Annotated in this window: 20 protein-coding genes; 1 reads left to right on the top strand and 19 read right to left on the bottom strand. The window is 38.9% G+C overall.

The window, feature by feature from the left end; genetic code table 11:
• Positions 1-72 precede the first annotated feature (72 nt).
• From guaB to Q0X59_RS02515, 17 genes are all read right to left on the bottom strand, one after another.
• Entirely contained in the window at positions 73-1,617 is a 1,545-nt protein-coding gene (guaB, locus tag Q0X59_RS02595; RefSeq protein WP_075523091.1) for an IMP dehydrogenase, read from the bottom strand.
• A 46-nt stretch (positions 1,618-1,663) separates the two neighbouring features.
• Entirely contained in the window at positions 1,664-2,767 is a 1,104-nt protein-coding gene (locus Q0X59_RS02590; RefSeq protein ID WP_075523090.1) for an MraY family glycosyltransferase, read from the bottom strand.
• Positions 2,768-2,960: 193 nt separating this feature from the next.
• Positions 2,961-3,611: an L-threonylcarbamoyladenylate synthase gene (locus Q0X59_RS02585; RefSeq protein ID WP_103042918.1), complete on the bottom strand. Its 651-nt coding sequence runs from the start codon at positions 3,609-3,611 to the stop codon at positions 2,961-2,963.
• 90 nt (positions 3,612-3,701) lie between these two features.
• Positions 3,702-4,604, bottom strand: coding sequence for a peptide chain release factor N(5)-glutamine methyltransferase (gene prmC / locus Q0X59_RS02580; protein ID WP_296156313.1), 903 nt, complete (start codon positions 4,602-4,604; stop codon positions 3,702-3,704).
• 25 nt (positions 4,605-4,629) lie between these two features.
• Positions 4,630-5,727 (bottom strand): peptide chain release factor 1, encoded by a 1,098-nt coding sequence (gene prfA, locus Q0X59_RS02575; protein ID WP_297642948.1) that lies wholly within the window; start codon positions 5,725-5,727, stop codon positions 4,630-4,632.
• Between the two features lie 309 nt (positions 5,728-6,036).
• Positions 6,037-6,249: a 50S ribosomal protein L31 gene (rpmE, locus tag Q0X59_RS02570; protein ID WP_075523086.1), complete on the bottom strand. Its 213-nt coding sequence runs from the start codon at positions 6,247-6,249 to the stop codon at positions 6,037-6,039.
• A 177-nt stretch (positions 6,250-6,426) separates the two neighbouring features.
• Positions 6,427-7,764, bottom strand: a complete 1,338-nt coding sequence (glnA, locus tag Q0X59_RS02565; protein WP_075523085.1) for a type I glutamate--ammonia ligase — start codon at positions 7,762-7,764, stop codon at positions 6,427-6,429.
• Between the two features lie 146 nt (positions 7,765-7,910).
• Positions 7,911-8,849, bottom strand: coding sequence for a hypothetical protein (locus Q0X59_RS02560; protein ID WP_297642945.1), 939 nt, complete (start codon positions 8,847-8,849; stop codon positions 7,911-7,913).
• A 135-nt stretch (positions 8,850-8,984) separates the two neighbouring features.
• Positions 8,985-12,545, bottom strand: a complete 3,561-nt coding sequence (dnaE, locus tag Q0X59_RS02555; protein ID WP_075523083.1) for a DNA polymerase III subunit alpha — start codon at positions 12,543-12,545, stop codon at positions 8,985-8,987.
• Positions 12,546-12,596: 51 nt separating this feature from the next.
• Positions 12,597-13,511, bottom strand: coding sequence for an RluA family pseudouridine synthase (locus Q0X59_RS02550; protein ID WP_297642943.1), 915 nt, complete (start codon positions 13,509-13,511; stop codon positions 12,597-12,599).
• A 9-nt stretch (positions 13,512-13,520) separates the two neighbouring features.
• Positions 13,521-14,165 (bottom strand): signal peptidase II, encoded by a 645-nt coding sequence (locus Q0X59_RS02545; protein ID WP_297643023.1) that lies wholly within the window; start codon positions 14,163-14,165, stop codon positions 13,521-13,523.
• 90 nt (positions 14,166-14,255) lie between these two features.
• The gene (locus tag Q0X59_RS02540; RefSeq protein WP_297642941.1) at positions 14,256-15,569 is read right to left on the bottom strand and encodes a DivIVA domain-containing protein; all 1,314 of its coding nucleotides are present in this window, start codon (positions 15,567-15,569) and stop codon (positions 14,256-14,258) included.
• A gap of 312 nt (positions 15,570-15,881) precedes the next feature.
• Positions 15,882-16,181: a YggT family protein gene (locus Q0X59_RS02535; protein ID WP_075523080.1), complete on the bottom strand. Its 300-nt coding sequence runs from the start codon at positions 16,179-16,181 to the stop codon at positions 15,882-15,884.
• A gap of 276 nt (positions 16,182-16,457) precedes the next feature.
• Positions 16,458-16,925 carry a cell division protein SepF gene (locus Q0X59_RS02530; RefSeq protein ID WP_075523079.1) on the bottom strand — a complete coding sequence of 156 codons (468 nt, stop codon included), beginning with the start codon at positions 16,923-16,925 and terminating at the stop codon, positions 16,458-16,460.
• A 24-nt stretch (positions 16,926-16,949) separates the two neighbouring features.
• Positions 16,950-18,167 carry a cell division protein FtsZ gene (gene ftsZ, locus Q0X59_RS02525; RefSeq protein WP_075523078.1) on the bottom strand — a complete coding sequence of 406 codons (1,218 nt, stop codon included), beginning with the start codon at positions 18,165-18,167 and terminating at the stop codon, positions 16,950-16,952.
• Positions 18,168-18,391: 224 nt separating this feature from the next.
• Complete coding sequence (gene dusB, locus Q0X59_RS02520) at positions 18,392-19,546, bottom strand: tRNA dihydrouridine synthase DusB (protein WP_075523077.1); 1,155 nt, start codon at positions 19,544-19,546, stop codon at positions 18,392-18,394.
• 126 nt (positions 19,547-19,672) lie between these two features.
• A complete protein-coding gene (locus Q0X59_RS02515) occupies positions 19,673-21,193 on the bottom strand; it encodes a glycine--tRNA ligase (protein WP_075523076.1) in 1,521 nt (506 codons plus the stop codon).
• Positions 21,194-21,600: 407 nt separating this feature from the next.
• Here Q0X59_RS02515 and Q0X59_RS02510 point away from each other — a divergent pair, with 407 nt between their 5' ends.
• Positions 21,601-21,957 (top strand): MTH1187 family thiamine-binding protein, encoded by a 357-nt coding sequence (locus Q0X59_RS02510; protein WP_075523075.1) that lies wholly within the window; start codon positions 21,601-21,603, stop codon positions 21,955-21,957.
• Positions 21,958-22,089: 132 nt separating this feature from the next.
• Here Q0X59_RS02510 and Q0X59_RS02505 read toward each other — a convergent pair whose 3' ends face one another.
• Together Q0X59_RS02505 and Q0X59_RS02500 are read right to left on the bottom strand one after the other, a co-directional pair.
• Positions 22,090-22,590 carry an alcohol dehydrogenase gene (locus tag Q0X59_RS02505; protein WP_230955887.1) on the bottom strand — a complete coding sequence of 167 codons (501 nt, stop codon included), beginning with the start codon at positions 22,588-22,590 and terminating at the stop codon, positions 22,090-22,092.
• A gap of 110 nt (positions 22,591-22,700) precedes the next feature.
• Positions 22,701-24,214 (bottom strand): EF-Tu/IF-2/RF-3 family GTPase (locus tag Q0X59_RS02500; protein ID WP_297642933.1); only part of this gene is annotated, 1,514 nt, incomplete at its 5' end.

The raw sequence follows: 24,214 nt of genomic DNA, 5'->3' as shown, positions 1-24,214 counted from the left end.
GCGCCTTATACGCGACTTATACGCGCAACTCACGTAACTCGCGCACCACGCGCACCACGCGCACCACGCGATTTAATTATGGAAACCGCTGTAGTTTGGCGCTTCTGCAGTCATCACAATATCGTGAGGATGCGATTCGCGCAGCCCTGCATCTGTAATTCGAATAAAGCGGCCGCGCTCTTGCAATTCCTTAATATTGTGCGCACCAACGTAGAACATAGACTGATGCAATCCGCCAAGCAACTGGTAAAGCACAGCGTTAAGCGGACCACGGTATGGAACTTCACCTTCAACGCCTTCTGGAACAACTTTATCGGAGCTAGTAACGTCTGCCTGGAAGTAACGATCCTTTGAGTAAGACTTCTTACCACGAGGAGCCATTGCACCAAGAGATCCCATTCCACGGTAAAGCTTGTATTGCTTACCATGAAGCAAAACCTTCTCGCCAGGAGCTTCCTCACATCCAGCCAATGTACCACCGAGCATAACAGTGTCCGCACCTGCAACCAAAGCCTTAGCAATATCGCCAGAATAGTGAATACCACCATCAGCAATGCAAGGAATACCAGCAGCTTTACAAGCCTGAGCTGCATCGTAAACAGCAGTAAGTTGAGGAACACCAACGCCTGCAACAACGCGAGTAGTGCAAATAGAACCTGGTCCAACGCCAACCTTTACAGCGTCAACTCCAGCGTCAATCATAGCTTGAGCGCCTTGTCGAGTTGCAATATTACCGCCAATAATTTGCACGCCATCAAAAGCTTTATCTGCTTTAATGCGGCGAATCATGTCGAGAGCTAAACGAGCTTCGCCATTTGCAGTATCAACCACAAGAACGTCAACTCCAGCTTCCATAAGAGCGCAAGCACGCTGCCAAGCATCACCAAGAAAACCAATTCCAGCAGCCACGCGCAAGCGACCCTGATCGTCTTTAGTAGCATCTGGATATTGCTCAGTCTTAACAAAGTCCTTTACTGTAATCAAACCAGTAAGCTTACCAAAAGAGTCAACTAAAGGTAATTTTTCAACTTTATTGTCTGCTAAAAGACGATGAGCATCTTCTTTAGAAATATTTGAAGGACCAGTGACTAGATTCTCACGAGTCATCACGTCCTTAACTTTCAAGCGATCATAATCTTCGGAAGCAATAAAACGCATATCGCGATTAGTGATAATACCAACTAGGCGATTCTCACTATCTACTACTGGCAAACCCGAAATATGGAATCGCCCGCACAATTTATCTAAATCGGCGAGCGTTGCATCTGGGTGAACAGTAAGTGGATCGGTAATCATACCGGACTCACTGCGCTTAACAATATCTACTTGCGCAGCTTGATCATCAATAGAAAGATTGCGGTGCAATACACCAATGCCACCATTTCGCGCCATAGCGATAGCCATATCTGACTCAGTAACAGTATCCATAGCTGCCGAAATAGCAGGCACTTTCATGGTAATCTCACGAGTCAAATGAGTAGAAGTATCCACTTCAGACGGAATAACATCAGTTTCATTTGGAAGCAATAGAACATCGTCATAAGCAAGTCCAAGCTTCTCAAAAACTGGAGGGACAGGAGCATACAGGATTTCCGCGTTAATATCAGTTGTAGCCATAGGGTTACTATACGTTTTTGCTATGACGTTTGTAAAAATAGCGTTTCTAAGAATTATGAATTTCCGGCAATCTCTTACGCAAATAAGGCATAAGAGTGAGAACAGTAAGCAATAGTGTTGCAATAATCATACAAATAATAACGTAAATAGCTTTGAAGAAAAGAATCATTATAGATCCAAACGAAATCAGTGCAGCCCATCCCCATAAAATTAAAACAGCACCTTGCACAGAATGACCAATTCTAAGCATTCTATGATGCAAATGCATTCTATCAGGGTGTGTAGGTGACTGACCTTTACTAACTCTTCTAACAATTGCTAAACACATATCTAACACAGGCAAGAAAAGAACCAAAATAGGCAATAAAATAGGCATAAACACAGGCAAATATACACTCGTATGAACAGCTGAAGGATCAATATGGCCAGTCATTATAATCGAAGCGCAAGTAATTAAGTATCCTATTAACATAGAACCAGAATCACCCATAAATAGTTTTGCAGGATGCCAATTATGCAATATAAATCCTATGCAAACACCCACCATAACTACATCAATAAGAGTTGCCATAGAAGCATATATTGGAGATGTCCTAGCAAGAATATAGGAATATGTAGCAAATGCGATTCCACCAATTGCAACAATTCCAGAAGCAAGTCCATCTAATCCATCTACAAAATTTACTGCATTAATAGATGCAACAATCAAGAATGCAGTAATAGCAATAGATAAACTTGGAGAAGCAGTGACAAGAGAGCCTAACGGTAAAGTAACAATTTGCAATCCACCCCATGCTACAAACACTGCTATAAGAAGCTGTCCAGATAACTTTAGCATCCAATCTAAATCCCAAATATCATCACATACTCCAAGCAAGCAGATCATTACAGCTCCAGCTAAAACTACCCACGGCTGATACGTACCTGCAAAAAGACCAGAAATAAAAGGCATAGAGCTTGCAAAAGCCAAAGATACAGCCAAACCAAATAACATACCAACACCACCCATACGAGGTGTAGGTATAGTGTGAACATCTCTAGCTCTAACTTTCCCAACTGCACCCATAGTTATAGCTAGATGACGTATAAGAGGCATAATGAGCCAAGTTGCACCACCGGCAATTGCCGAAATAAACAAGTACACTCTCATATTAAATGCCTTTCTTAACACGCGTTGAACACATATTCTTATATTATTATTTCTCTTATATCAATAAAATTTATCAAATTTAATAAGCTCAAAACACACATTTACTTGCAAAAAGACACTCACACAACATAAAACACATAACACACAACACTTCTCATAAAACGCAAATAACGCACGCTACTAAAAAACGTGTTTAATGTAATGCGTTACGTATTTCACAATCTGAAATTACGCCTTCACGAAATACAACTATTCCATCTTTATCGTTCTTATCAACTCCAACAACCGTACTTGCAACATGTGAACGAGTTCGACCAGCATCCAAGTACAAAGGTATATCCTCACCAAATGCATCAAATGCTTCTTCAACACTATCAGCACTTGTATCACCACTTCTGTTAGCGCTAGAAGCAGCTAAAGGACCTGTAACACGCAAAATTTCCATCAAGCGCGGGCAATCTGGAACACGTACACCTTGAGTAGCTTCATCAACACTATTATTAGCAACACAAATAGTAGCAAGCTTAGAAGCATTAGAATTCTTCTTAACAAACGCTATCGGAGAAAAACCACCAGGCAAGAATTTCTGACCTAATTTATCTAAAGGATCCGGTAAATATAATCCAAGCTTTTCTAAATCACAAACACCACTCATTAAAATTTGTAATGCTTTCGTTCTAGGTCTACGCTTAAGCTCATAAATCTTCGCAACTGCTTTTTCATTAAATGGATCGCAAGCAACTCCATAAACAGTATCAGTTGGAACTACTATTACTCCACCAGCATTGATAATTTGAGCAGCGAGCTGAAGTGATTCTTCATTAATACTACAAATTTTACTCATCATATTCGCCTCTTAATTTCATTACAATCTTAATTTCATTACAAAATACAAAAATATTCAATTTTACGATACAATACTGCTTACGCAATTTTATTTTACGTTCTTTAAAGCAAATAGATACCTCGGTCTTCCCGTCAAATCATTGCGCACATCAGCATACGAAAAACCAATACTCATAGCATATTCTTTAAGCGATTTGCCTTGCGAAATATCATGTTCCATAACAACTACACCATTTTTCTTAACAAGCTCATAAGATACACGCATAATTTGCTCTGGAATACGCAAGCCATCTAACGAACCGCCATATAACGCCATTTCTGGATCATAATCACGAACCTCAATCTGCTCAGGAATTTGATTTTGCGGTATATAAGGCGGATTTGTAATAACTAAATCAACTTTTCCTTTTATATCTAACAATTCAGGTATATCGTTTTTTGTAGCATCTGCCAAAATCGCGTGATAATTAGATAAAATATCAATATTTTTATATATTTTCGAAGTATGCTCAACATTTTTACATAAATATTTGAATGCTTCAGAAGATTTTTCTACTGCCCACACGCGCGCGTTTGGGAATTCAGTTATAACAGACAAACCAATAGCCCCAGATCCTGCACACAAATCAACTACAATAGGATTTTTTATACAAGATTTACGTAGCCAATTCAATCCTTCTTCAACAACTATTTCAGTTTCAGGACGCGGTATAAACACTCCTCTAGCAACATTCAAATCTAAATAACGAAAAGACGCATAGCCAACAATATATTGCAAAGGCTCTCTGGAAGCACGTCTTATAATAAATTCTTCGTAACGATTTTTATATTCAACGTCAAAACTCTTATAATCTCCCATAATCAGAGCTTTATCGAGTTCAGATAAACTCACTGAGCACGCATGAGCTAACAACAAACGAGCGTCATATTCTGCTGACTCAACGCCTGCTTTACGAAGACGCGCAATAGCATTTTGCAAAAGTAAAAGCATAACAAACGCAATAAATATAAAATCACTATTTAGCTTGAGCTAAACGATCTGCTTCATCTGCTTGAATATCGCTGTCAATAACTGGCTGTAAATCACCATCAAGCACTTGATCCAAGTTATAAGCCTTGTAGTTTGTGCGATGATCCACAATACGATTTTCAGGGAAATTATACGTGCGAATTCGCTCTGAACGATCAAGAGATCGAACTTGAGAATGACGCATATCTGCTGCTTCTTGAGCTTCTTGCTCATGCTTCATAGCAAGCAAACGTGATTTTAATACGCGAAGAGCTGCAGCACGATTTTGAATTTGTGACTTTTCATCTTGCATGCTTACAACAATTCCTGTTGGAATATGAGTCATTCTAACTGCAGAATACGTAGTATTTACAGACTGACCGCCAGGACCAGAGCTCATGAAAATATCAATTTTCAAATCTTTTGGATCGATTTCAATTTCGTCATCGTCTTCATCTGCTTCCGGAAACACAATCACACCAGCAGCAGAAGTTTGGATACGACCTTGAGATTCAGTAACTGGAATTCGCTGAACTCGATGTACTCCACCTTCATATTTCATACTTGCCCAAACGCCGTCTTCCGGAGCAGGAGTGCCTTTTGCGCGAATAGCAAGCTGAACGTCTTTTATTCCACCAAGTTCTGTTGAATTCTCGCTCTGAATAACAGTAGTCCATCCACGTTTTTCAGCATAACGCATATACATACGCAACAAATCGCCAGCAAATAAAGCTGCTTCTTCACCACCTGTGCCAGCTTTGATTTCCATAATCATATCTCGCGCATCATCTGGATCTCTAGGAATTAAAGCAGTACGCAATTTTTCTTTAGCTACAGGCAATTGTTCTTCTAAACGCTTAGCTTCCTCAGCAAAATCAGGATCTTCACTAGCCATATCATTAGCTGCATCATAATCCTCACATAATTGCTTATAAGCGAGATACGCATTCACAATTGAACCAAGCTCAGCATGTCTTCTACCAAGCTTACGGATAGCATCTGGATTCGATGCTACTTCTGGATCTCCCATGCGAGCCTCAATATCGCGATATTCTTCTAACGCTGTTGCTGCCGATGGGAACTGTTCATCTACTGACTCAGCCATTGTATTCCTTTGATAGATGACTAAAGAAATTTATAAATTAAGCGTTAATTTTACGTTATCTTACGTTATTTTACGTTATCTTACGTTATCTTACGTTATCTTGCTTATACTTTTGCTTTTATTTTGCTTATAATTTTGCTTTTATTTGTACGTTGCATTGTACTTCACACATAGAAGCGCTGATTTTACTAGCTTAAACACAATTAAGATAATTTACGCATTCTAAACGAATTAAGTACAATCAACTAAACTAAAAACGCCAGCCAAGATTCGTGAAGTTACACGAAAACAAGGCTGGCGTTATAAAAGCTACTTAGTCTTCTTACCGTAGCGCTTCTCGAAGCGAGCAACACGACCACCTGTATCGAGAATCTTCTGCTTGCCGGTATAGAATGGATGGCACTTTGAGCACACATCAACAGTCATATGATCACCATTAGCTGTGGAACGTGTTACGAAAGTGTTTCCGCATGAGCATGTAACCTGCACTGCGTGATAATCGGGATGAATACCCTGCTTCATAATGTCTCCTATGGAATCCAGGCGACCCGGGTCGCAAAACCCCAATAGCTTCGCGTGAACCGGAACCTACGCTATCTTAATTACAACCCTAGACTCACTAAATATTCAAAACTATTTAGAAAAACCTAAAGCATCTAAATTTAGATAAGCAAAACTTTAAATTTAGATAAGCAAAACTTAAAGACGTGGCAAATACTTTTCAAGCTCATAAGGAGTTACCTGACGGCGATACTCTTCCCACTCTTGATGCTTATTGCGCAAGAAGTATTCAAAAGCATGCTCACCTAAAACGCTAGCAACAAAATCAGACTTCTCCATAATCTTCAAAGCTTCATCCAAAGACTCAGGAAGAGGCTGAATTCCCATAGCTTGACGCTCAGCATCTGTAAGCTCCCAAACATCATCGCTAGTAGGATCACACAAAGTCATTTGCTTATCAATACCATCCAAACCAGCAGCAAGCAAAACAGAGTATGCAAGATAAGGATTAGCTACAGGATCAAGAGCTCTAAACTCCATACGGCAAGAATTGCCTTTCCCAGGTTTATATTGCGGAACACGCAAAAGTGCAGATCGATTACTATGACCCCAACACACATAGCTTGGAGCTTCAGCACCACCCCACAAGCGCTTATAAGAGTTGACATATTGATCAGTAACAGCACAAATCTCAGACGCGTGATGCAAAATACCAGCAGCAAATTGGCGAGCAATCAAAGACATATTAAACTCTTGACCTGCTTCATAGAAAGCATTCGTATCTCCCTCAAACAAACTCAAATGAGTATGCATTCCAGAACCAGGTTGATCAGTCAAAGGCTTAGGCATAAAGCTAGCATACATTCCACGCTCAAGAGAAATCTCCTTAACAACAGTGCGGAAAGTCATAATATTATCTGCAGTAGTAAGAGCGTCTGCATAACGTAAATCAATCTCGTTTTGACCAGGACCACCCTCATGATGCGAATACTCAACAGAAATACCCATCTGTTCAAGCATGCTTACAGCACTACGGCGGAAATCCATTGCCGAACTTCTAGGAACATGGTCAAAATATCCGCCTTCATCAATAGGCACAGGAGCTTTAGACCAATCATCTTGAGATTCAAACAAATAAAATTCTATTTCTGGGTGAACGTAAAAAGTAAAGCCCTTTTCTTTAGCTTTAGCGAGCGCAGTTTTAAGCACATGACGAGGATCTCCAAGCGAAGGCTCGCCATCAGGAGTTAAAACATCGCAAAACATCCTAGCTGTCCCCTGTGGGCCACCATGCCAAGGCAGAATCTGGAATGTAGAAGGATCTGGTTTTACAATCATATCGTCTTCTAAAACTCTAGTCATTCCTTCTATTGCAGAACCATCGAAACCAATTCCCTCTTCGAATGCAGCTTCTAGTTCAGCTGGAGCAATAGCAACAGATTTTAATGTTCCTAATACATCAGTGAACCATAGTCGAATAAATCGTACGTCACGCTCTTCAACTGTGCGCAAAGCAAACTCTTGCTGTCTATCCATAATCTTTATAGTCCTGTATAAATTCGGAAAATCTTACCGTATATTTATTATCCCTTATACATGTCTATTTTTATGAATATGCATGAGGAATTTACCTATTGTTAATGTGATCTATAATCAAATCGCACAAAGCAAATCTATTTTACTCACATACCGAACTTAGTAAAATATTTATTACAAATTGACATCGCATTGTTAAAAGTTAGTTTCTCAGAATCAAAGATTTCATCTGTTAATTGAAAATCTTTCATTGCACTCACACCTAAAACGACATCTGCTACTTCATCAGGTAAAATTGTCAGAGCTAAAGGAGCAGGAAGAAACATCTCTTTTGTCTTTCCAGCTTCATATACAGATACATCAAGTTTATTAGCTCTGTTTACTAAAAGAATCATTGCAACAGGACCTAATAATTCACTTAATCTAACTACTGCACATTCTGGCTCATCATTATTAAGATTCCTTAAAATAGCTATACTACCGGTTTCTGACGTAACACAAATAGCAGAAATCTTAGAAATTTTACAAAATGCAGCTAATAAATCTGCTTTATTAACATAAGTGCTAATTACTGCAGAACGAGCTTTCTGACCAGTTAAACCTTCAAGCGTATCTTCAAAAGACGTATTTTCTTCAAATTTTTTAGCAGCTTCTTCAGCTTCTTTACTTCTATGAAGAGTAGTCATATCTATAGCTTCAGGAATTTGATTTCCATCTTTTAGATTATCAGAATTATTTAATTCTTCCGACTTAGTTGAAGAGCTTCCAGAAAATTCATTAGAATTTTCAACATTAGAAGATGAATCTATATTATTTACATCAAATTCACGCTCAAAATTAGCTAATGCTGCATCAAGTTCTTCATCAGTAAACGAAGTTCTTACATGCGAATTATCTTTCGAATCACATGAAGAATCTTCTTTACTTTGATTATTTTGATCATTTTGATCACTTTGATTATCTTCAGAATCAGGCATAGAATCCTGACCCTCAATAGAATCCTTAGAATTATCTTGTTCTTGCGATTTAGCGTCCCCGCTCATCTTAATACTCCGCTTCTTAAAACTACTTTCATCATCTTTCACTAGAGCTTCTCAATCAGCATATTAAACACATTATTGTAAACATCACAAATATTTACAAAATTCAGCTTATATTCTACCTATTTTACAATAAGTTAAATCGAATACGCTATACGTTAATCACTTCAATTAAAATAATCACGCGCTTGGCAAGCAACTAGGACCGAATAGTATTTTAATTTCAGCAAAAAGCGAAGTATCACGTTTGACTCTAAACTTATCTCCAAATACAAATACTTTCGAATTTCCTTGATCGTCAACAATAGCTAAATTAACTTCGCAACAACCCGGATGCTCACATAATATAGAACTCAACTTGTCTAATTTAGATTTATTGATACTCATATGAGGAAGAACAATATTAAGAGGTCTTGAATCTACAGATTCCAAAGAAGGTATTTCAAAATATTTACCACGCAAAGAAACTGTTTCATCGCGAACCTCAACTACTCCTCGAATTTGAGCTACTTGATCAATCGCAAAATCATTTGCAGCAGCTTCATATGCTTTGCTGAAAAACATACATTGTATGGAACTTTCCATATCTTCCAGTGTGATTATTGCCCACGCATTACCTTGTTTAGAAACACGTCTATCTACACCAGTAATTAGGCCTGCTAAAGTCACTTGAGTGCGATCATTCATAGTTTTTGCTTTATCAATCAATTCAGCAATACTCATATCACTCAAGCTAGTTAAAACAGCAGAAAGACCGCTCAAAGGATGATCAGAAACATAAAGTCCTAACATTTCACGCTCAAAATTAAGCTTTGTTTTTTTATCCCATTCTTCTACATCAGGAACATTTACTTCAGCATCGCCTAAAAACGACTGATCTGTATTATCTTCATCAATACTAGAGAATAAATCAAACTGACCTTCCAATTGCTTACGCTTAATAGGTATTACAGAATCTATCATTTGTCCACAAATTTCCCAAATAGCACGCCTATTAGGATCAATGGAATCGAAAGCTCCAGCTTTAATCAAAGATTCAACAAGTCTTCTGTTAAGAGCATCGAAAGAAACTCTTTTAACGAAATCTTTGAAATTCACAAAACGTCCTCTAGAAGATTCACGTTCAGCAATAATATCTTTTACAGCTTTATCTCCAACGTTTCTAATTGCGCCAAGACCGAATCGCACAACATCGCCTACAGCAGAATACTCTAATACTGATTCATTAACATCAGGAGGTAAAATGCGAATTCCCATGCGCCTTGCTTCACCTAAATACAGTGCAGTCTTATCTTTATTCGTACGTTCGTTTTGGAGTAACGCAGCCATAAATTCAACCGGATAATGCGTTTTTAAGTAAGCAGTCCAATATGAAATCAAACCGTATGCAGCAGAATGAGCTTTATTAAACGCGTAACCAGAGAATGGAACTAAAACATCCCACACAGCTTGAGCAGCTTCTTTAGAATACCCATGCTCTTGCATACCTTTAAAGAACGGGATTTTCTCTTTAGCCAACACTTCTGGCTTCTTCTTACCCATAGCTCGACGCAAAACATCTGCCTTACCAAGGCTATACCCTGCTAAAATACGCGCAGCAGATTGCACCTGCTCTTGATAAACAATCAAACCATAAGTTTCGCCTAGAACATCTTTTAATGGCTCTGCAACTTCTGGATGAATAGGCGTAATCTTTTGCAAACCATTCTTACGTTTAGCATAGTTTGTATGAGAATCCATATCCATAGGACCTGGCCTATAAAGCGCAATCAAAGCCGAAATATCGTTAAAATTATCTGGCTTTAAAGTACGAAGAAGAGCTCGCATACCATCAGAATCAAGCTGGAAAACTCCTAAAGTATCTCCTCTTGCAAGAAGTTTGTAAGTTTCTTTATCGTCTAAAGGTATTTTCGTATAATCAATTTTTGTATGACGATTATTCTCAACATTTCGAATAGTATCTCTAATAACAGTTAAGTTAGAAAGACCCAAAAAGTCCATCTTAACTAAGCCAAGAGTTTCGCAAGTGTGATATTCAAAAGTTGTTGTAATAGTTCCATCAGTACGTTCAAGAAGAGGAGAAGTATTAGTTATAGGCTCAGATCCCATTATTGTTGCACAAGCATGCACACCAGTTTGACGAATCAAACCTTCAATACCTCTTGCTTCTCCTGTAATTTTCTTTATATCTTCATCTGAACCATACATTTCACGGAATTCTCGAGCTTCAGCATAACGCTTAGAATTTTCGTCAAAAATCTCACGCAAACTCATATCTTTACCGTTTTTTGCAGGAGGTAAAATTTTCGTTATTTTTTCTCCAACTGAAAACTCGTAACCCATTATTCGAGCAGCATCTTTAAGAGCTTGCTTAGTTTTAATAGTTCCATAAATAACACATTGTGCTACTTTATCTTTACCATACTTTTCACCAACATATTCAAGAACTTTAGCTCGTCCATCAGGGTCAAAATCAACGTCAATATCAGGTAAAGACACGCGCTCAGGATTCAAGAATCGTTCAAAAATCAAACCATGCTTCATAGGATCTAATTCGGTGATTCCCATTGCATACGCAACCATCGCGCCTGCTGCACTTCCTCGACCAGGACCAACCATAACACCATGCTCTTTAGCCCAGTTAATATAATCTGCAACAACAAGGAAGTATCCGCAGAATTGCATTTGACATATAACGCCGCACTCGTAGTCTGCTTGTTTAAGCACTTCAATAGGAACGTTATTGTCATACCTACGTTCCAAACCTTCTTCTACTTTTTTAAGAAACAGCGAAGTTTCATCCCAACCTTCAGGGCAGTCAAATTTTGGCATAAAAGCGCCATCTTCACCGTCATCAAACATAACATTGCATCTACGAGCAATTTCTAAAGTATTATCACAAGCTTCAGGGAATTCTTTAAAAAGCTCACGCATTTGCTCTGCAGACTTTAAGTAATACCCAGAACCGTCAAACTTAAAACGATTTGGATCGTCTAGTCTAGAACCAGAATTTATACAAAGCATTGCATCTTGTGATTCACGATCTTCTTCTCGAACATAATGTAAATCGTTAGTAGCAAGAAGAGGAGCATTCAACTTCTTAGAAATCTCAAGCAAATCTTTTGTAACTCGAGTTTCAATAGAAAGACCGTGATTCATCAATTCTATGAAAAAGTTATCTTTCCCAAAAATATCTTGAAACTCTCCAGCTGCTCTAAGAGCTTCATCAAATTGTCCTAGACGAAGACGAGTTTGAATAATTCCAGATGGGCATCCAGAAGACGCTATAACGCCTTTAGAATAAGTTGAAAGCAAGTCTTTATCCATACGAGGATATCTCATAACAAGACCTTCAAGATTAGCTATAGAAGACGCTTTAATAAGATTCTCGAGTCCTTCATCATTTTGAGCCCACATTGTCATGTGTGTAATCAATCCACCGCCAGAAACATCGTCACTTCTTTGTTCTTCAGTTCCCCAATGAACTCGGCTTTTGTCTTGACGAGCTGTTTCTGGAGTAACATAAGCTTCTATTCCAATAATAGGCTTAATACCGTTCTTTACAGCAGTGCTCCACATTTCGTATGCGCCATGCATATTTCCGTGATCTGTAATCGCAATAGCTGGCATACCTAACTCTTTTGCGCGCGCAACTAGATCTGGAATCTTAGAAGCACCGTCTAAAAGCGAATAATGCGTATGATTGTGCAAGTGAACAAAAGAAGTTTCTGGATGTGTCATAGTCGCTATTTTATAGATTCAATATGACCTGTTTTATAAATATGCTCTCTTTCATAATTGGCGCACGGCCTGCAAAGCGTGTTGCAAATCTGAAGGATATTTTGACTCTAAAACAATCAATTTATTCGTACGAGGATGCTTAAATTTTAGAGTCATTGCATGAAGCCACTGCCTAGAAAGCCCCAAAGTCTTACTTAATTGAGGATTTGCTCCATACATAGGGTCCCCAACAACAGGATGTCCTATTGACGAGAAATGAACGCGAATTTGATGCGTTCTACCTGTTTCTAAATTAACTTTTACTAAAGTAGCTCCCCTAAAGCGCTCTATAACATCCCAATGTGTAATCGCAGGCTTTCCTGATTCAGTTACAGTAAAACGAAAATCGCAAACTTTTGCTCTACCAATTGGAGCATCAATAGTAGCCTTATCTTGTTTAATATTTCCTTGCACTAAAGCATGATAGATTTTTATAACATCATGATTTTTAAACTGCTGTTTCATAACTTCATAAGCTAAATCAGATTTGCACACTAGCATAAGTCCACTAGTACCAACATCTAATCGACTTACTATTCCTCGTCTATAAGATTCGCATTTTGTTACGTTAATATTTATGCCCATAGCAAGAAGGTTTTCTACTACAGTTGCACCTTGCCATCCAGCAGCTGCATGAGCAGCCACTCCTACAGGCTTATCTACGACTACAATGTCATCATCGTTATACACGATTTGCATATTACACAAAACAGGTTTAGAAACTATATCTTCTTTTTTAGAAAGTATAATTAAATCGCCATTTTGCAAAATAGATGATTTATGAGATTTTTTATCTGCAATTTTTGCTTGCCCGCTATCAATTAAAGATATTGCATTTGCTCTAGAAACACTTATCATTTTTGATAATGCTATATCAAAACGACTTCCAACGAGTTCACTAGGAATCGGCAATAAAGAATCGCTCATACACGCTCTCTATAATTCACTATCTAAATGAGTATCTATACAAGATTCTTTAGAATCATTATCTAAAGAATCAGAATCTGCAAATTTATTCTTAAACGAATCAGACTTATCAGAATCTTCAGAATCCTTAGACTTATTAGACTCCGCAAAATCCTTAATCGTATTATCACTTTTTTCCACAAGAGGAAGTCCAACAAAAACAAGCAAAACTATATAAAGAGCTGCAACGAAAAGTTCAATATCTGCAACATTACCAACAGACCAGCCGTAATTTATAAAATCTACGACTTTTCCGTCCAAAAAGCCATCAGCGTATTGCGCTCTATCTATAAGATTTCCAAAAGCTCCAGCAAAAGCTAAAGCAAGCGCAAAAGTCCAATACAAAGATTTCGTGCGCTTAAGAACAGCTATCATTGCACCACAAGCAGCACAAGCTAATATGCTAATAACCCATGTAAAAGAGGATCCTAAACCAAAAGATGCTCCAGGATTTCGTACAAGAGTTAAAGAAAGCAAATGTGGAAGAATCTCTACTTTTCTCCCATCACTAAGCGTTGCTAAAGCCCAAATTTTAGTTATTCGATCTAATGCTACGCCAGCAAAAACAATTAGTGCAAAAACGGCTGCGCGAACACGCAGCCGTTCCACACGCACATCTCTATGCGTCAATTTTTATCCGATCTGTAATAGAAATAGAATCGACTTAAAAGCGAAAACATTTAAAAGTTACGCTAGTCTTTAAAACTATTCCTGCTTATCTTCATTCGAAGTCTGCTTCTGACCAAGAGCAGCATATGCGTTTTCGTCAGAAACTTGAGCAACAAGCTGACCAAGGAAATCAGTCAAGCGAGTACGATATTCAGTTTCAAATTGCTTAAGACTCTGAATGTTGCCCTCAATAACCTTAGTTTGCTTCTCAAGATTCTCACGAACTTGGCGAGCATAAGCATCAGCCTTAGTACGAGTATCTGCATCGTAATCTGCAGCACGATGCTGAACTTCTGCTTCATATTGATCTGCTTGATCATGAACTTGCTTAGAGTAATCATCTGCAGCTTGACGAACCTTGCCAGAATAAGCATCAGCTTCATTATGAGCACGAGCAGCATAAGCATCAGCATCAGAACGAGTACGTGCAGAATAATCATCAGCATCATCACGAGTCTGCTTGCTATACGCGTCTGCTTCGCAACGAGTGCGATTAGAATAATCATCAGCCTTAGCAATAACTTCGTTATAACGAGCTTGGCTTTCTTCAACAATCTGCTGAGCTTTAGCTTTACCTTTATCAACATATTGATCATGCAATTGCATTGCAAGAGTCAACATTGCTGTAGCACGCTCTGGTTCAGAACCTACTGCTTCAGCGCCAGCTCCAGCAATTTTCTGCAAGCTACCAGTTTCAGTATTAGGCTCTAACTTTGAAACCTGCTGACGCAATTGCTCTTCACGCTGACGAGATTCTTCAAGTTGACGAGTCAAATCCTGAACTTTAACATTTTCTTGTTGCGTTACAACGAGTTGTTGACGAATAGAATCAAGCTCACGACTCAAATTCTCACTATTAGCGCGGAAATCATCACGTTCACGCTTAGCTGATTCAAGCTCCTGAGCTTGAGCTTTATCGTCATTATCAGACTTAGCTGCTTGTGCTGTAAGCTGATCAATTTGATTGCTCATAGCATCAAGCTGTTCTTTAAGCTGCTCGTTTTGCACAGACAACGCGCGATTACTTTCTTCAGCTTCACTAAGCTTTGCAGAAACAACATCTTCTTTATCTGAATTTTGCTGTGAAGATGCGCGCAAAGACTCATTTTCTTCATTCAAAGATGCAACTTGAGAAGTAAGCTCAGCAATCTTTTTATTTAATCCAGCAACATCCTGACCTAGCGACTGAGTAGAAGCACCAAGCCCCTGAACAGCTTGCTGACCAAGAGCTTCAATAGTTTCAGTTACTTGATCCAAAAAATCGTCAACTTCGTCAACGTCATATCCGCCTTTAAAACGAACAATTTGAAAAGTATGCTCTCGAATATCTTTAGGCGTTAAAAGAGTCATAATGCATTACACCTCACTTTTGGGGACGATGCTCCAAGATATATATCTCTTTGATGCTACCACGTTGAGTCACCAATTACATCAAAACACGAGTATTAAAAATAAAATTACAAATAATATTTGTTTTCATATCTAATTTATTTTTAGATAATAACTAGGAAATCCTACACTAAATCCATTATTTTTTAGGATTCTTCAAGCATTGCTCGCGCTACATATTATTCATTTCTTGTAATCTTAGTATCAAGATCACGACTCAAACTCTCATCTAAAATCACTACTAACTTCAATAATCTACACGCTAGAAATTATTTATAGAAAATAAATAAGATTTTTCAGAACTATCAAAGCAAAATACAAAACAATAAATGACGTATCAAAACTTATTCTACCCATATTCATAGGAGGAATATAACGTCTTAAAAACATTAAAGGCGGATCTGTAAGATAGTAAATAACGCGAAGAATAATACTTAACACACCTTTAAAACGCAATGAAGGGAAAAATACATGCAACCAATCAAAAATAACTCGCAAAAATAGTATTGTCATATACGCGTCAATAAGTAGAGATAACACAAGTACTATAAAAAATAACAAAATTTTAATCATATTATCTAAGTAAACTCCATCAATTTATATTCGTAGTCTTTAATTATATGTGATTTTGTAAGTTAAGTTAAACAGATTGTATACTATTACTGTATGAAAAAACTGTGCTATAGGCAAAGAACCTGCCCCCCCCCCACAGAAAACTTCGTGAACAATAAAAAGCGATATTTAAAAACATAAGGCAATGCATTTTAACAAAAGCATTGCCTTACATAAAATAAATATTAAATTGTGCTGCAATCAAATCAACATATGTTAATGCGATTTGCTAACAGTCTAGTCCGCAAATAAATCCCTGGCTGAATTGCTCTTAGCAGTACTTTCAACCTTAATATTTACTTGAGAAGGGCTTAGTAAGAATACTCTCGGAGTTACTCGTTCAATAGAACCACCAACACCAAACACAACACCAGCCGAAAAATCAACAATACGATACGCAATTGATTCTGAAACACCTGTAAGATTCAAAACAACAGGAGTACCATCTCGAAGAGCACGGCCGACCATTTGCGCATCATCATATGACTTAGGATGAATAGTAGTAATTCTACTCATACGATTAGCTCCGCTAGATCTAGAAAACGTATCCCTACTGCGAGAAGTATCATCATGCTGAATACTAACTGGAGCTACAGAATAATCGTTATCAAACGATTTATCTTGTTCTTCAGATTCAATCACATCATCGTCTTGTACGTCTGACATGCCCATATATGACATTAAGTGATTTACTAATCCAGCCATTTAACAACCCTCCTCTATTAAGTTTCAGCGCAGAAAATCAGGGATATCTAATTCATCTGGTTCTTCAGCAGGTTGAGCAGAAGGCGCAGGCGCTTCATAACGATTAGCAGCAGGCTCTTCAAACATAGAAGGAGCATTCGTTGTAGCTTGCGTTTGTGGACGCGATTGCGCTTGCTGCTGTTGAGCAGAAACCTGAGATGTTGATTGAGCTGGAGCAACATGATCAACGCCAGCTTGCATATCTACAAACTTACCAGCTAAACCAGAATCATCCTTCTTGCAATGAGCATCGAAACCAGCAGCAATAACAGTAACACGTACTTCATCACCGTAAGCGTCATCCAAAGAAAGACCCCAAATAATTTGAGCTTCAGGATGAATTGCTTTACGAACCAATTCAGTAGCAGCAGATGCTTCTTGCAACTTCAAATCGCAAGGACCAGCAATATTTATCAAAGCACCATGAGCGCCTTCAATGCTTTCTTCAAGCAAAGGAGAACTAATAGCAATCTCAGCAGCCTGAGTTGCACGATCTTCACCTTTAGCAGCACCTATTCCAAACAATGCTGTGCCAGCACCGCGCAAAATTGCTGTTACATCAGAAAAATCAACATGAATATATGAATTAGTTGAAATAATATCTGTAATTCCACGAACACCTGAAAGCAAAGCAGTATCAGCTAACTTAAAAGCATCGATTATTCCGATAGCACGATCAGAAACTTCTAACAAACGATCGTTAGGAATAACAATCAAAGCATCAACTTCTTTACGAAGATTTTCAATACCAAGATTTGCAGAAGCAGCACGCTGAGGGCCCTCAAAGCTAAATGGACGAGTGACTACAGCAATAGTCAATGCACCTTGCTGATGAGCTGCACGAGCAACAAGAGGACCAGCACCAGTACCAGTGCCACCACCTTCGCCGCAAGTAACAAACACCATATCGGCGCCCTTTAATGCCTCTTCAATATCGGATTGATGATCTTGAGCAGCTTTAGCACCCTTTTCAGGATCTGCTCCAGCTCCAAGTCCTCTACTAGAAGCGTCTGATAATGAAATCTTTACGTCAGCATCCGAGCGCATCAAATCTTTAGCATCTGTATTTATAGCTACAAACTCTACATTCTGTAAGCCCTCGGTGATCATTCGGTTGACGGCATTACCGCCGCCACCACCGACGCCGACTACCTTAATGATGGTTTTGTCGTTGAAATTGTCAGTCTGGGCAATCTCGCTCACCGTTGTCTCCTGTCACTCAAGCACGTTTACGCAATACTTTAGCGCAAAACGCTCGATAATGGCGACTTTTTACTAATAAAACTTAAAAAAATCACCTAGTCAGATAATACACCTTCCTATACGCAAATTATTATTGCGTTTTTGCTTATATAAGTTTAGATGCGTAAACAAAAGTTTATCATTCTTCACAAAATGCAGAAAACCCTTGAAAATACTAATAAAATTTAATAACTAGCATCCATAGGATCGTCCCCAAAAAGCTCTTCACGCTCTTCGTGAGATGTTTTACGCGAATCCAACCAGCCATAAGGCAAGTGAACTTTTTTAGCAAATCGTATTCTTCCGCGCGGCGTGTCTAAAACTCGCTCAGGCAACTTCAACGAACCATCTAACAAATCAATATTGCGCTTAACATCTTCAACAGACTCACATTCCATAAAGTTTTTGCGAGTTCCGCCTCCAACAGGAAATCCTTTAAGATACCATGCGATATGTTTTCGTAAATCATGAACAGCCATGCGCTCATCGCCATCATAAAATTCAACAAGCAATTCCAAATGATGAAGAATCACATTGCAAACCTCTGCAAGAGTTGGATTAACACGCTCACTACTACCATTACAAGCGTTTAGAATATCAGCAAACAACCATGGTCTACCCTGACAACCGCGACCGATAGCAACACCAGCACAGCCTGTTTCCTTAAACATTTCTAGCGCATCATCTGCACCCCAAATGTCACCATTTCCAAAAACAGGAATATCAAGAGCTTCTACAAGCTGAGCGATACGATTCCAATCTGAATGACCACCATAATATTCAGCAGTAGTTCGAGCATGCAAAGTTACAGCAGCACAACCTTCTTCTTGCGCAATATGACCAGCTTGAATAAACGTTTCATGAGAATCATCAATACCAACACGGAATTTAGCAGTAACTGGGATTCCTGCTGGCTCGCACACGCTTACAACGCGATGCAAAATTTCTTGCAATAAATCTGTTTTCCAAGGAAGAGCAGATCCGCCACCTTTACGCGTAACTTTAGGCACAGGGCAACCAAAGTTTAAGTCAACATGATCCGCCATATTTTCATCAACTACAATACGAGCAGCAAGCTCCACAATAGATGGATTCACTCCATAAAGTTGAAGAGAACGCACTTTTTCACTAGGAGCAAAACGACAAAGTCTAAGAGCTTTTGGGTTTCTTGCAACTAGAGCACGCGCTGTAATCATTTCTGCAACGTAAAGCCCGTCATGACCGTATTCCTTGCAAATAACACGAAAAGGCCAATTCGTGATACCAGCCATTGGAGAAAGCACAACAGGAGTAGCAATATGAACTTTACCTAAATCTACTGGTTTTATAGAAAAATTCATATTGCTATAATCTCCATTCGTTGTGTTTATAAATATGCTTTATTAAAGTTTATTTCAAATGATTAGCATGAAAGCTGTATTTGATTAGTACAAGTCACCATTTGATTAGTACAAGTCACCATTTGATTAGTACAAGCCACCAGCTTGAGCAATCTTAACAGGCTGAGATTCATCCTCTCCTGCTTCTTTAGCAACATCCATAGCACCATCAGCAGCACGAGTACCAACAATTTCCACAGGACCTTGAGGATACTTAACACGCTTCTCGTTAATGCGGCCAGCCACGTAATCAGCAACTTTATCAAGAGAAACACGCTCTTGACTCATAGTATCGCGCTCGCGAATAGTAACAGCATGATCTTCCAAAGTATCAAAATCAACTGTTACGCACAAAGGAGTGCCAATTTCGTCTTCACGGCGGTAGCGGCGGCCAATAGCGCCAGCTTCATCGTAGTCAATAACCCAGTCGTGCTGACGCAAATCTGCAGCTAAATCTTGAGCAACCGATTGTAATTCTGGCTTCTTGCTCAATGGCAAAACTGCAGCCTTAACAGGAGCTAATCGCGGATCGAGTCGAAGAACTGTACGCTTATCAACTCCACCCTTAGTATTTGGAGCTTCATCAACGTCATAAGCATCAACTAAGAATGCCATAAGCGAGCGAGTAAGACCAGCAGCAGGCTCAATAACGTAAGGCACGTATTTTTCGCCAGTAGCTTGATTAAAGTAACTCAAATCCTCACCAGAATGCTTCGAATGCGCAGACAAATCATAGTCAGTACGATTTGCAATACCTTCAAGCTCTCCCCAGTCAGATCCTTGGAAACCAAACTTGTATTCAATATCTACAGTACGCTTTGAATAATGGCTGAGCTTCTCCTTAGGATGCTCATACATACGCAAATTCTCAGGATTGACTCCCAAATCAACATACCAACGAACGCGAGTATCAATCCAATATTGATGCCAAGCTTCATCAGTTCCAGGCTCTACAAAGAACTCCATTTCCATCTGCTCAAACTCGCGAGTGCGGAAAATAAAGTTTCCAGGAGTAATTTCATTACGGAAAGACTTACCAATATTTGCAATACCAAAAGGAGGCTTCTGGCGAGTTGAAGTCATGACGTTTTTAAAGTCAACGAAAATTCCCTGAGCTGTTTCTGGGCGCAAATAATGCAAGCTATTTTCATCTTCAACAGGACCTAAATGAGTGCGAAGCATCATGTTGAAGTCACGCGGCTCAGTCCAGTTCCCTCGAGTTCCACAATCTGGGCAAGCAATATCTTTTAAACCATTTTCTGGCATTTTATCGCCGTGCTTTTCAGCATAAGATTCTTCCAACTTGTCTGCACGATGACGCTTATGACAATTCAAGCACTCGATCAAAGGATCATTAAACACAGAAACGTGACCAGACGCAACCCAAACTTGTGAAGGCAAAATCACAGAAGTATCTACACCGACTACATCTCCGCGCGTTGTTACCATGTAACGCCACCATTCGCGCTTGATATTATCTTTCAATGCAACGCCCAATGGACCATAATCCCACGCAGAACGCGTACCACCATAAATTTCGCCAGCAGGGAACACAAATCCGCGACGCTTAGCCAACGACACAACTTCATCAAGCTTAGAAACAGCCACAATACACCTTTTTCATGAAAATTTAAGAAATCTGGGTGAAAACGGTGTTTATTATAGAAAAACCCTGTGACGCGAAACATAATTTTAATCAGGCTTTTAGTTCTCTATACGCACGAATACTAGCCAAAAACAAATTAAACACAAGTAACAAACCAGCAAAAAACAACCCAAAACTAGCAAAACGCGCTAAATGACTGTCAAATAAGCTATACGCATAAGCAAATATGCAAGAAGGATTATAAGCACATATAAATATACAAAAATAAATATATAAATATTTACAAAGTCTTACATGGACTATTCTTGTAAGCACACTATTCAATCACACAATTTTCTTAACACATAGCATGCGTATATTATGAAAGTGAACGTAAATTTTATGCAAATATTTTGAAAGGATTACGGATATGACTAATACAGATGATACACAAACTAAAAACGAGCATAAAACTAACACAGTAGCAGCTTTATGTGTTGCTCCTAGTGGAGTTGGAGAAGAACTTAGCACATACGTTGCAGATGTAGTAAAAGTAATACGAGAATCTGGATTAAAAAACGAAACAAATGCAATGTTTACAAATATTGAAGGCGAATTCGATGATGTTATGCGAGTTGTGAAAGACGCAACAATGGTATTAGTTGAAAAAGGATATCGCACAGGAGTTTTGCTTAAATTAGACATTCGCCCAGGTTTTAGCAATCAAATCGATGCAAAACATGAATTAGTCGATAAAATACTTGAAAATCGCGATCAAGAAAAATAGTAAAAAATATCTGGATTTTTTCTTTAACACTGGATTTTAGAGTAATATCTAAAATCCATTTTTATATTATAAAGTAACTTTACTTTTCAAGATCATTAGATGATTTGTTCAATTAACCAATTCATCAAAAGCTTATTTTAAAGAACTCTTTGAATCAGAAGATGATTCATCAGAAACAGATTCATCAAAAGCTGATTTTTCGGATTGTGCAGATAGTGACACGCTAGATTTAATAACAAACCATTTAGATGGAAGAATCAACATAATTAGTTGAATTAAAATCACGCCATAAAGCCATATGTATCCTGCATGCTGAGAAAGCCACGGAAGTTGTCCACTAAACCCAACTGGAACTATCACAGCAGTACCAATAAGTCTTAAAGCTAAAATCCACGCAACAGCACTACTGAATACAGTATGAGCTAAAAGTCCCAGCATTGCCGTCCTAGACCTTGCACACCAAGCAGATAAACTTATTAGCAATAAAGCTACAATTAAGCCAATAGGAATATTGCTTACAGCACCAACTCTATGAGAAAACGTGCCAATCAATCCGCATAAAATAGCCGATAACAAAGTAACAGCATATCTACCCCAAATAGGAAGATTATGCGACCAAGGTTTTACGCTCATAACAATACCTACCGCTACAAAATATAAAACACGCATAACTTATGCAAAATTACAATTCAATACATAAATTACGCGCATTTTATTTATAAACCAAATAAAACTATATAAAATCACGCAGCATTATTCTGACGGCGCTGCTTTGCACGCCACTTATACCACTCGTCACGACTCAAAATAATCTTGCGTACACGAATAGATTCAGGAGTAACTTCAACACACTCGTCTTCATTAGCAAAGTCAAGCGACTCTTCCAAACTCATCTTGATTGGCGGAGTCAAAGTTTCGAGAACATCAGCAGTTGAAGAACGCATGTTAGTCATGTGCTTAGCAAGAGTAATGTTTACATCCAACTCGTCTGGCTTGTTGTTAATACCAACGATTTGACCTTCGTAAACTGGGCTTTGCGGATCTACGAAGAAGACACCTCGCGCTTGCAAGCGTTGCATAGCATAAGGAGTTGCAACACCTTTGCGATCGCAAACCATAGAACCGTTCTGGCGAGTAACAATTTGACCAGCCCACGGAGCGTAACCTGCAGAAATAGAACTTGCAATACCAGTTCCACGAGTAGCAGAAAGCAAAGCTGTACGGAAACCAATAAGTCCGCGTGAAGGCACAGTAAATTGCAAACGAACCCAGCCAGAACCGTGGTTACTCATAGAATCCATGCGACCTTTACGATCAGCCATAAGCTGCGTAACAGTACCCATATATTCTTCTGGAACGTCAATTGTTGTGCTTTCCATAGGCTCGTTAATCGTGCCATCAATAGTCTTAGTAACAACCTGAGGACGACCAACTGTAAGCTCATATCCTTCACGGCGCATTTGCTCAGCTAAAACAGCTAACGCAAGCTCGCCACGACCTTGAACTTCCCAAGTATCTGGACGATCAGTTGGAATAACTTTAATAGAAACATTACCAATTAGCTCTCGATCCAAACGATCCTTAATCATACGAGCAGTAAGCTTATGATCTTTGCCTTCAGTTCCTGCAAGAGGAGAATCATTTACACCGAAAGTCATAGAAATAGCTGGATCGTCAACATGAATCAATGGAAGTGGCTTTGGATCATTTTGATCAACAATCGTTTCGCCAATCATAATATCATTCACACCAGCAACAGCCACAATATCTCCAGGACCAGCTGAAGGCACAGGAGTACGCTCCAAACCTTGAGTGCGAAGAAGCTCGGAAACACGGAAGTTTTCAATAGAACCATCAACGCGGGAAAGACCGTAAGTCTTACCCTTCTCCAAAGTTCCGTTGTAAATTCTCACTAAGCCCAAACGTCCAAGGAAATCAGAGGAATCAATGTTTGCAACATGAGCCTGAAGAGGAGAGCCTTCATCGTATTGCGGAGCAGGAATATTGGAAATAATAGAATCAAACAAAGGCTCCAAATTATCGTTATCTGGAAGAGCTCCATTTTCTGGCTGATTTACAGAAGCATATCCAGCTTTTGCAGCACAATAAATCACTGGTAAATCAAGCAAAGCATCGAGATCAAGATCAATTCCTTCTTCAACAACATCTTGAGCTAAGCCAAGCAATAAATCAGTAGATTCTCCAACAACTTCTTCAATACGAGCATCTGGACGATCAACCTTATTTACGCACAAAA

It is taken from the genome of uncultured Gardnerella sp., assembly GCF_947280595.1.
Taxonomy (GTDB): Bacteria; Actinomycetota; Actinomycetes; order Actinomycetales; family Bifidobacteriaceae; genus Bifidobacterium; species Bifidobacterium vaginale_A.
The sequence above is the reverse complement of the archived record's forward strand: the minus strand, read 5'-3'. Positions and strand labels throughout refer to the sequence as shown.

Bases quoted from the DNA above. Each gene is read 5' to 3' on its own strand.
- Q0X59_RS02585 (WP_103042918.1), bottom strand. From the start codon at position 3,611: ATGAGTAAAATTTGTAGTATTAATGAAGAATCACTTCAGCTCGCTGCT.
- Q0X59_RS02590 (WP_075523090.1), bottom strand. From the start codon at position 2,767: ATGAGAGTGTACTTGTTTATTTCGGCAATTGCCGGTGGTGCAACTTGG.
- glnA (WP_075523085.1), bottom strand. From the start codon at position 7,764: ATGGATAGACAGCAAGAGTTTGCTTTGCGCACAGTTGAAGAGCGTGAC.
- Q0X59_RS02530 (WP_075523079.1), bottom strand. From the start codon at position 16,925: ATGGCTGGATTAGTAAATCACTTAATGTCATATATGGGCATGTCAGAC.
- prfA (WP_297642948.1), bottom strand. From the start codon at position 5,727: ATGGCTGAGTCAGTAGATGAACAGTTCCCATCGGCAGCAACAGCGTTA.
- Q0X59_RS02505 (WP_230955887.1), bottom strand. From the start codon at position 22,590: ATGAGCGTAAAACCTTGGTCGCATAATCTTCCTATTTGGGGTAGATAT.
- guaB (WP_075523091.1), bottom strand. From the start codon at position 1,617: ATGGCTACAACTGATATTAACGCGGAAATCCTGTATGCTCCTGTCCCT.
- dusB (WP_075523077.1), bottom strand. From the start codon at position 19,546: ATGAATTTTTCTATAAAACCAGTAGATTTAGGTAAAGTTCATATTGCT.
- Q0X59_RS02510 (WP_075523075.1), top strand. From the start codon at position 21,601: ATGACTAATACAGATGATACACAAACTAAAAACGAGCATAAAACTAAC.
- dnaE (WP_075523083.1), bottom strand. From the start codon at position 12,545: ATGACACATCCAGAAACTTCTTTTGTTCACTTGCACAATCATACGCAT.
- Q0X59_RS02540 (WP_297642941.1), bottom strand. From the start codon at position 15,569: ATGACTCTTTTAACGCCTAAAGATATTCGAGAGCATACTTTTCAAATT.
- Q0X59_RS02535 (WP_075523080.1), bottom strand. From the start codon at position 16,181: ATGATTAAAATTTTGTTATTTTTTATAGTACTTGTGTTATCTCTACTT.
- rpmE (WP_075523086.1), bottom strand. From the start codon at position 6,249: ATGAAGCAGGGTATTCATCCCGATTATCACGCAGTGCAGGTTACATGC.
- Q0X59_RS02550 (WP_297642943.1), bottom strand. From the start codon at position 13,511: ATGAGCGATTCTTTATTGCCGATTCCTAGTGAACTCGTTGGAAGTCGT.
- prmC (WP_296156313.1), bottom strand. From the start codon at position 4,604: ATGCTTTTACTTTTGCAAAATGCTATTGCGCGTCTTCGTAAAGCAGGC.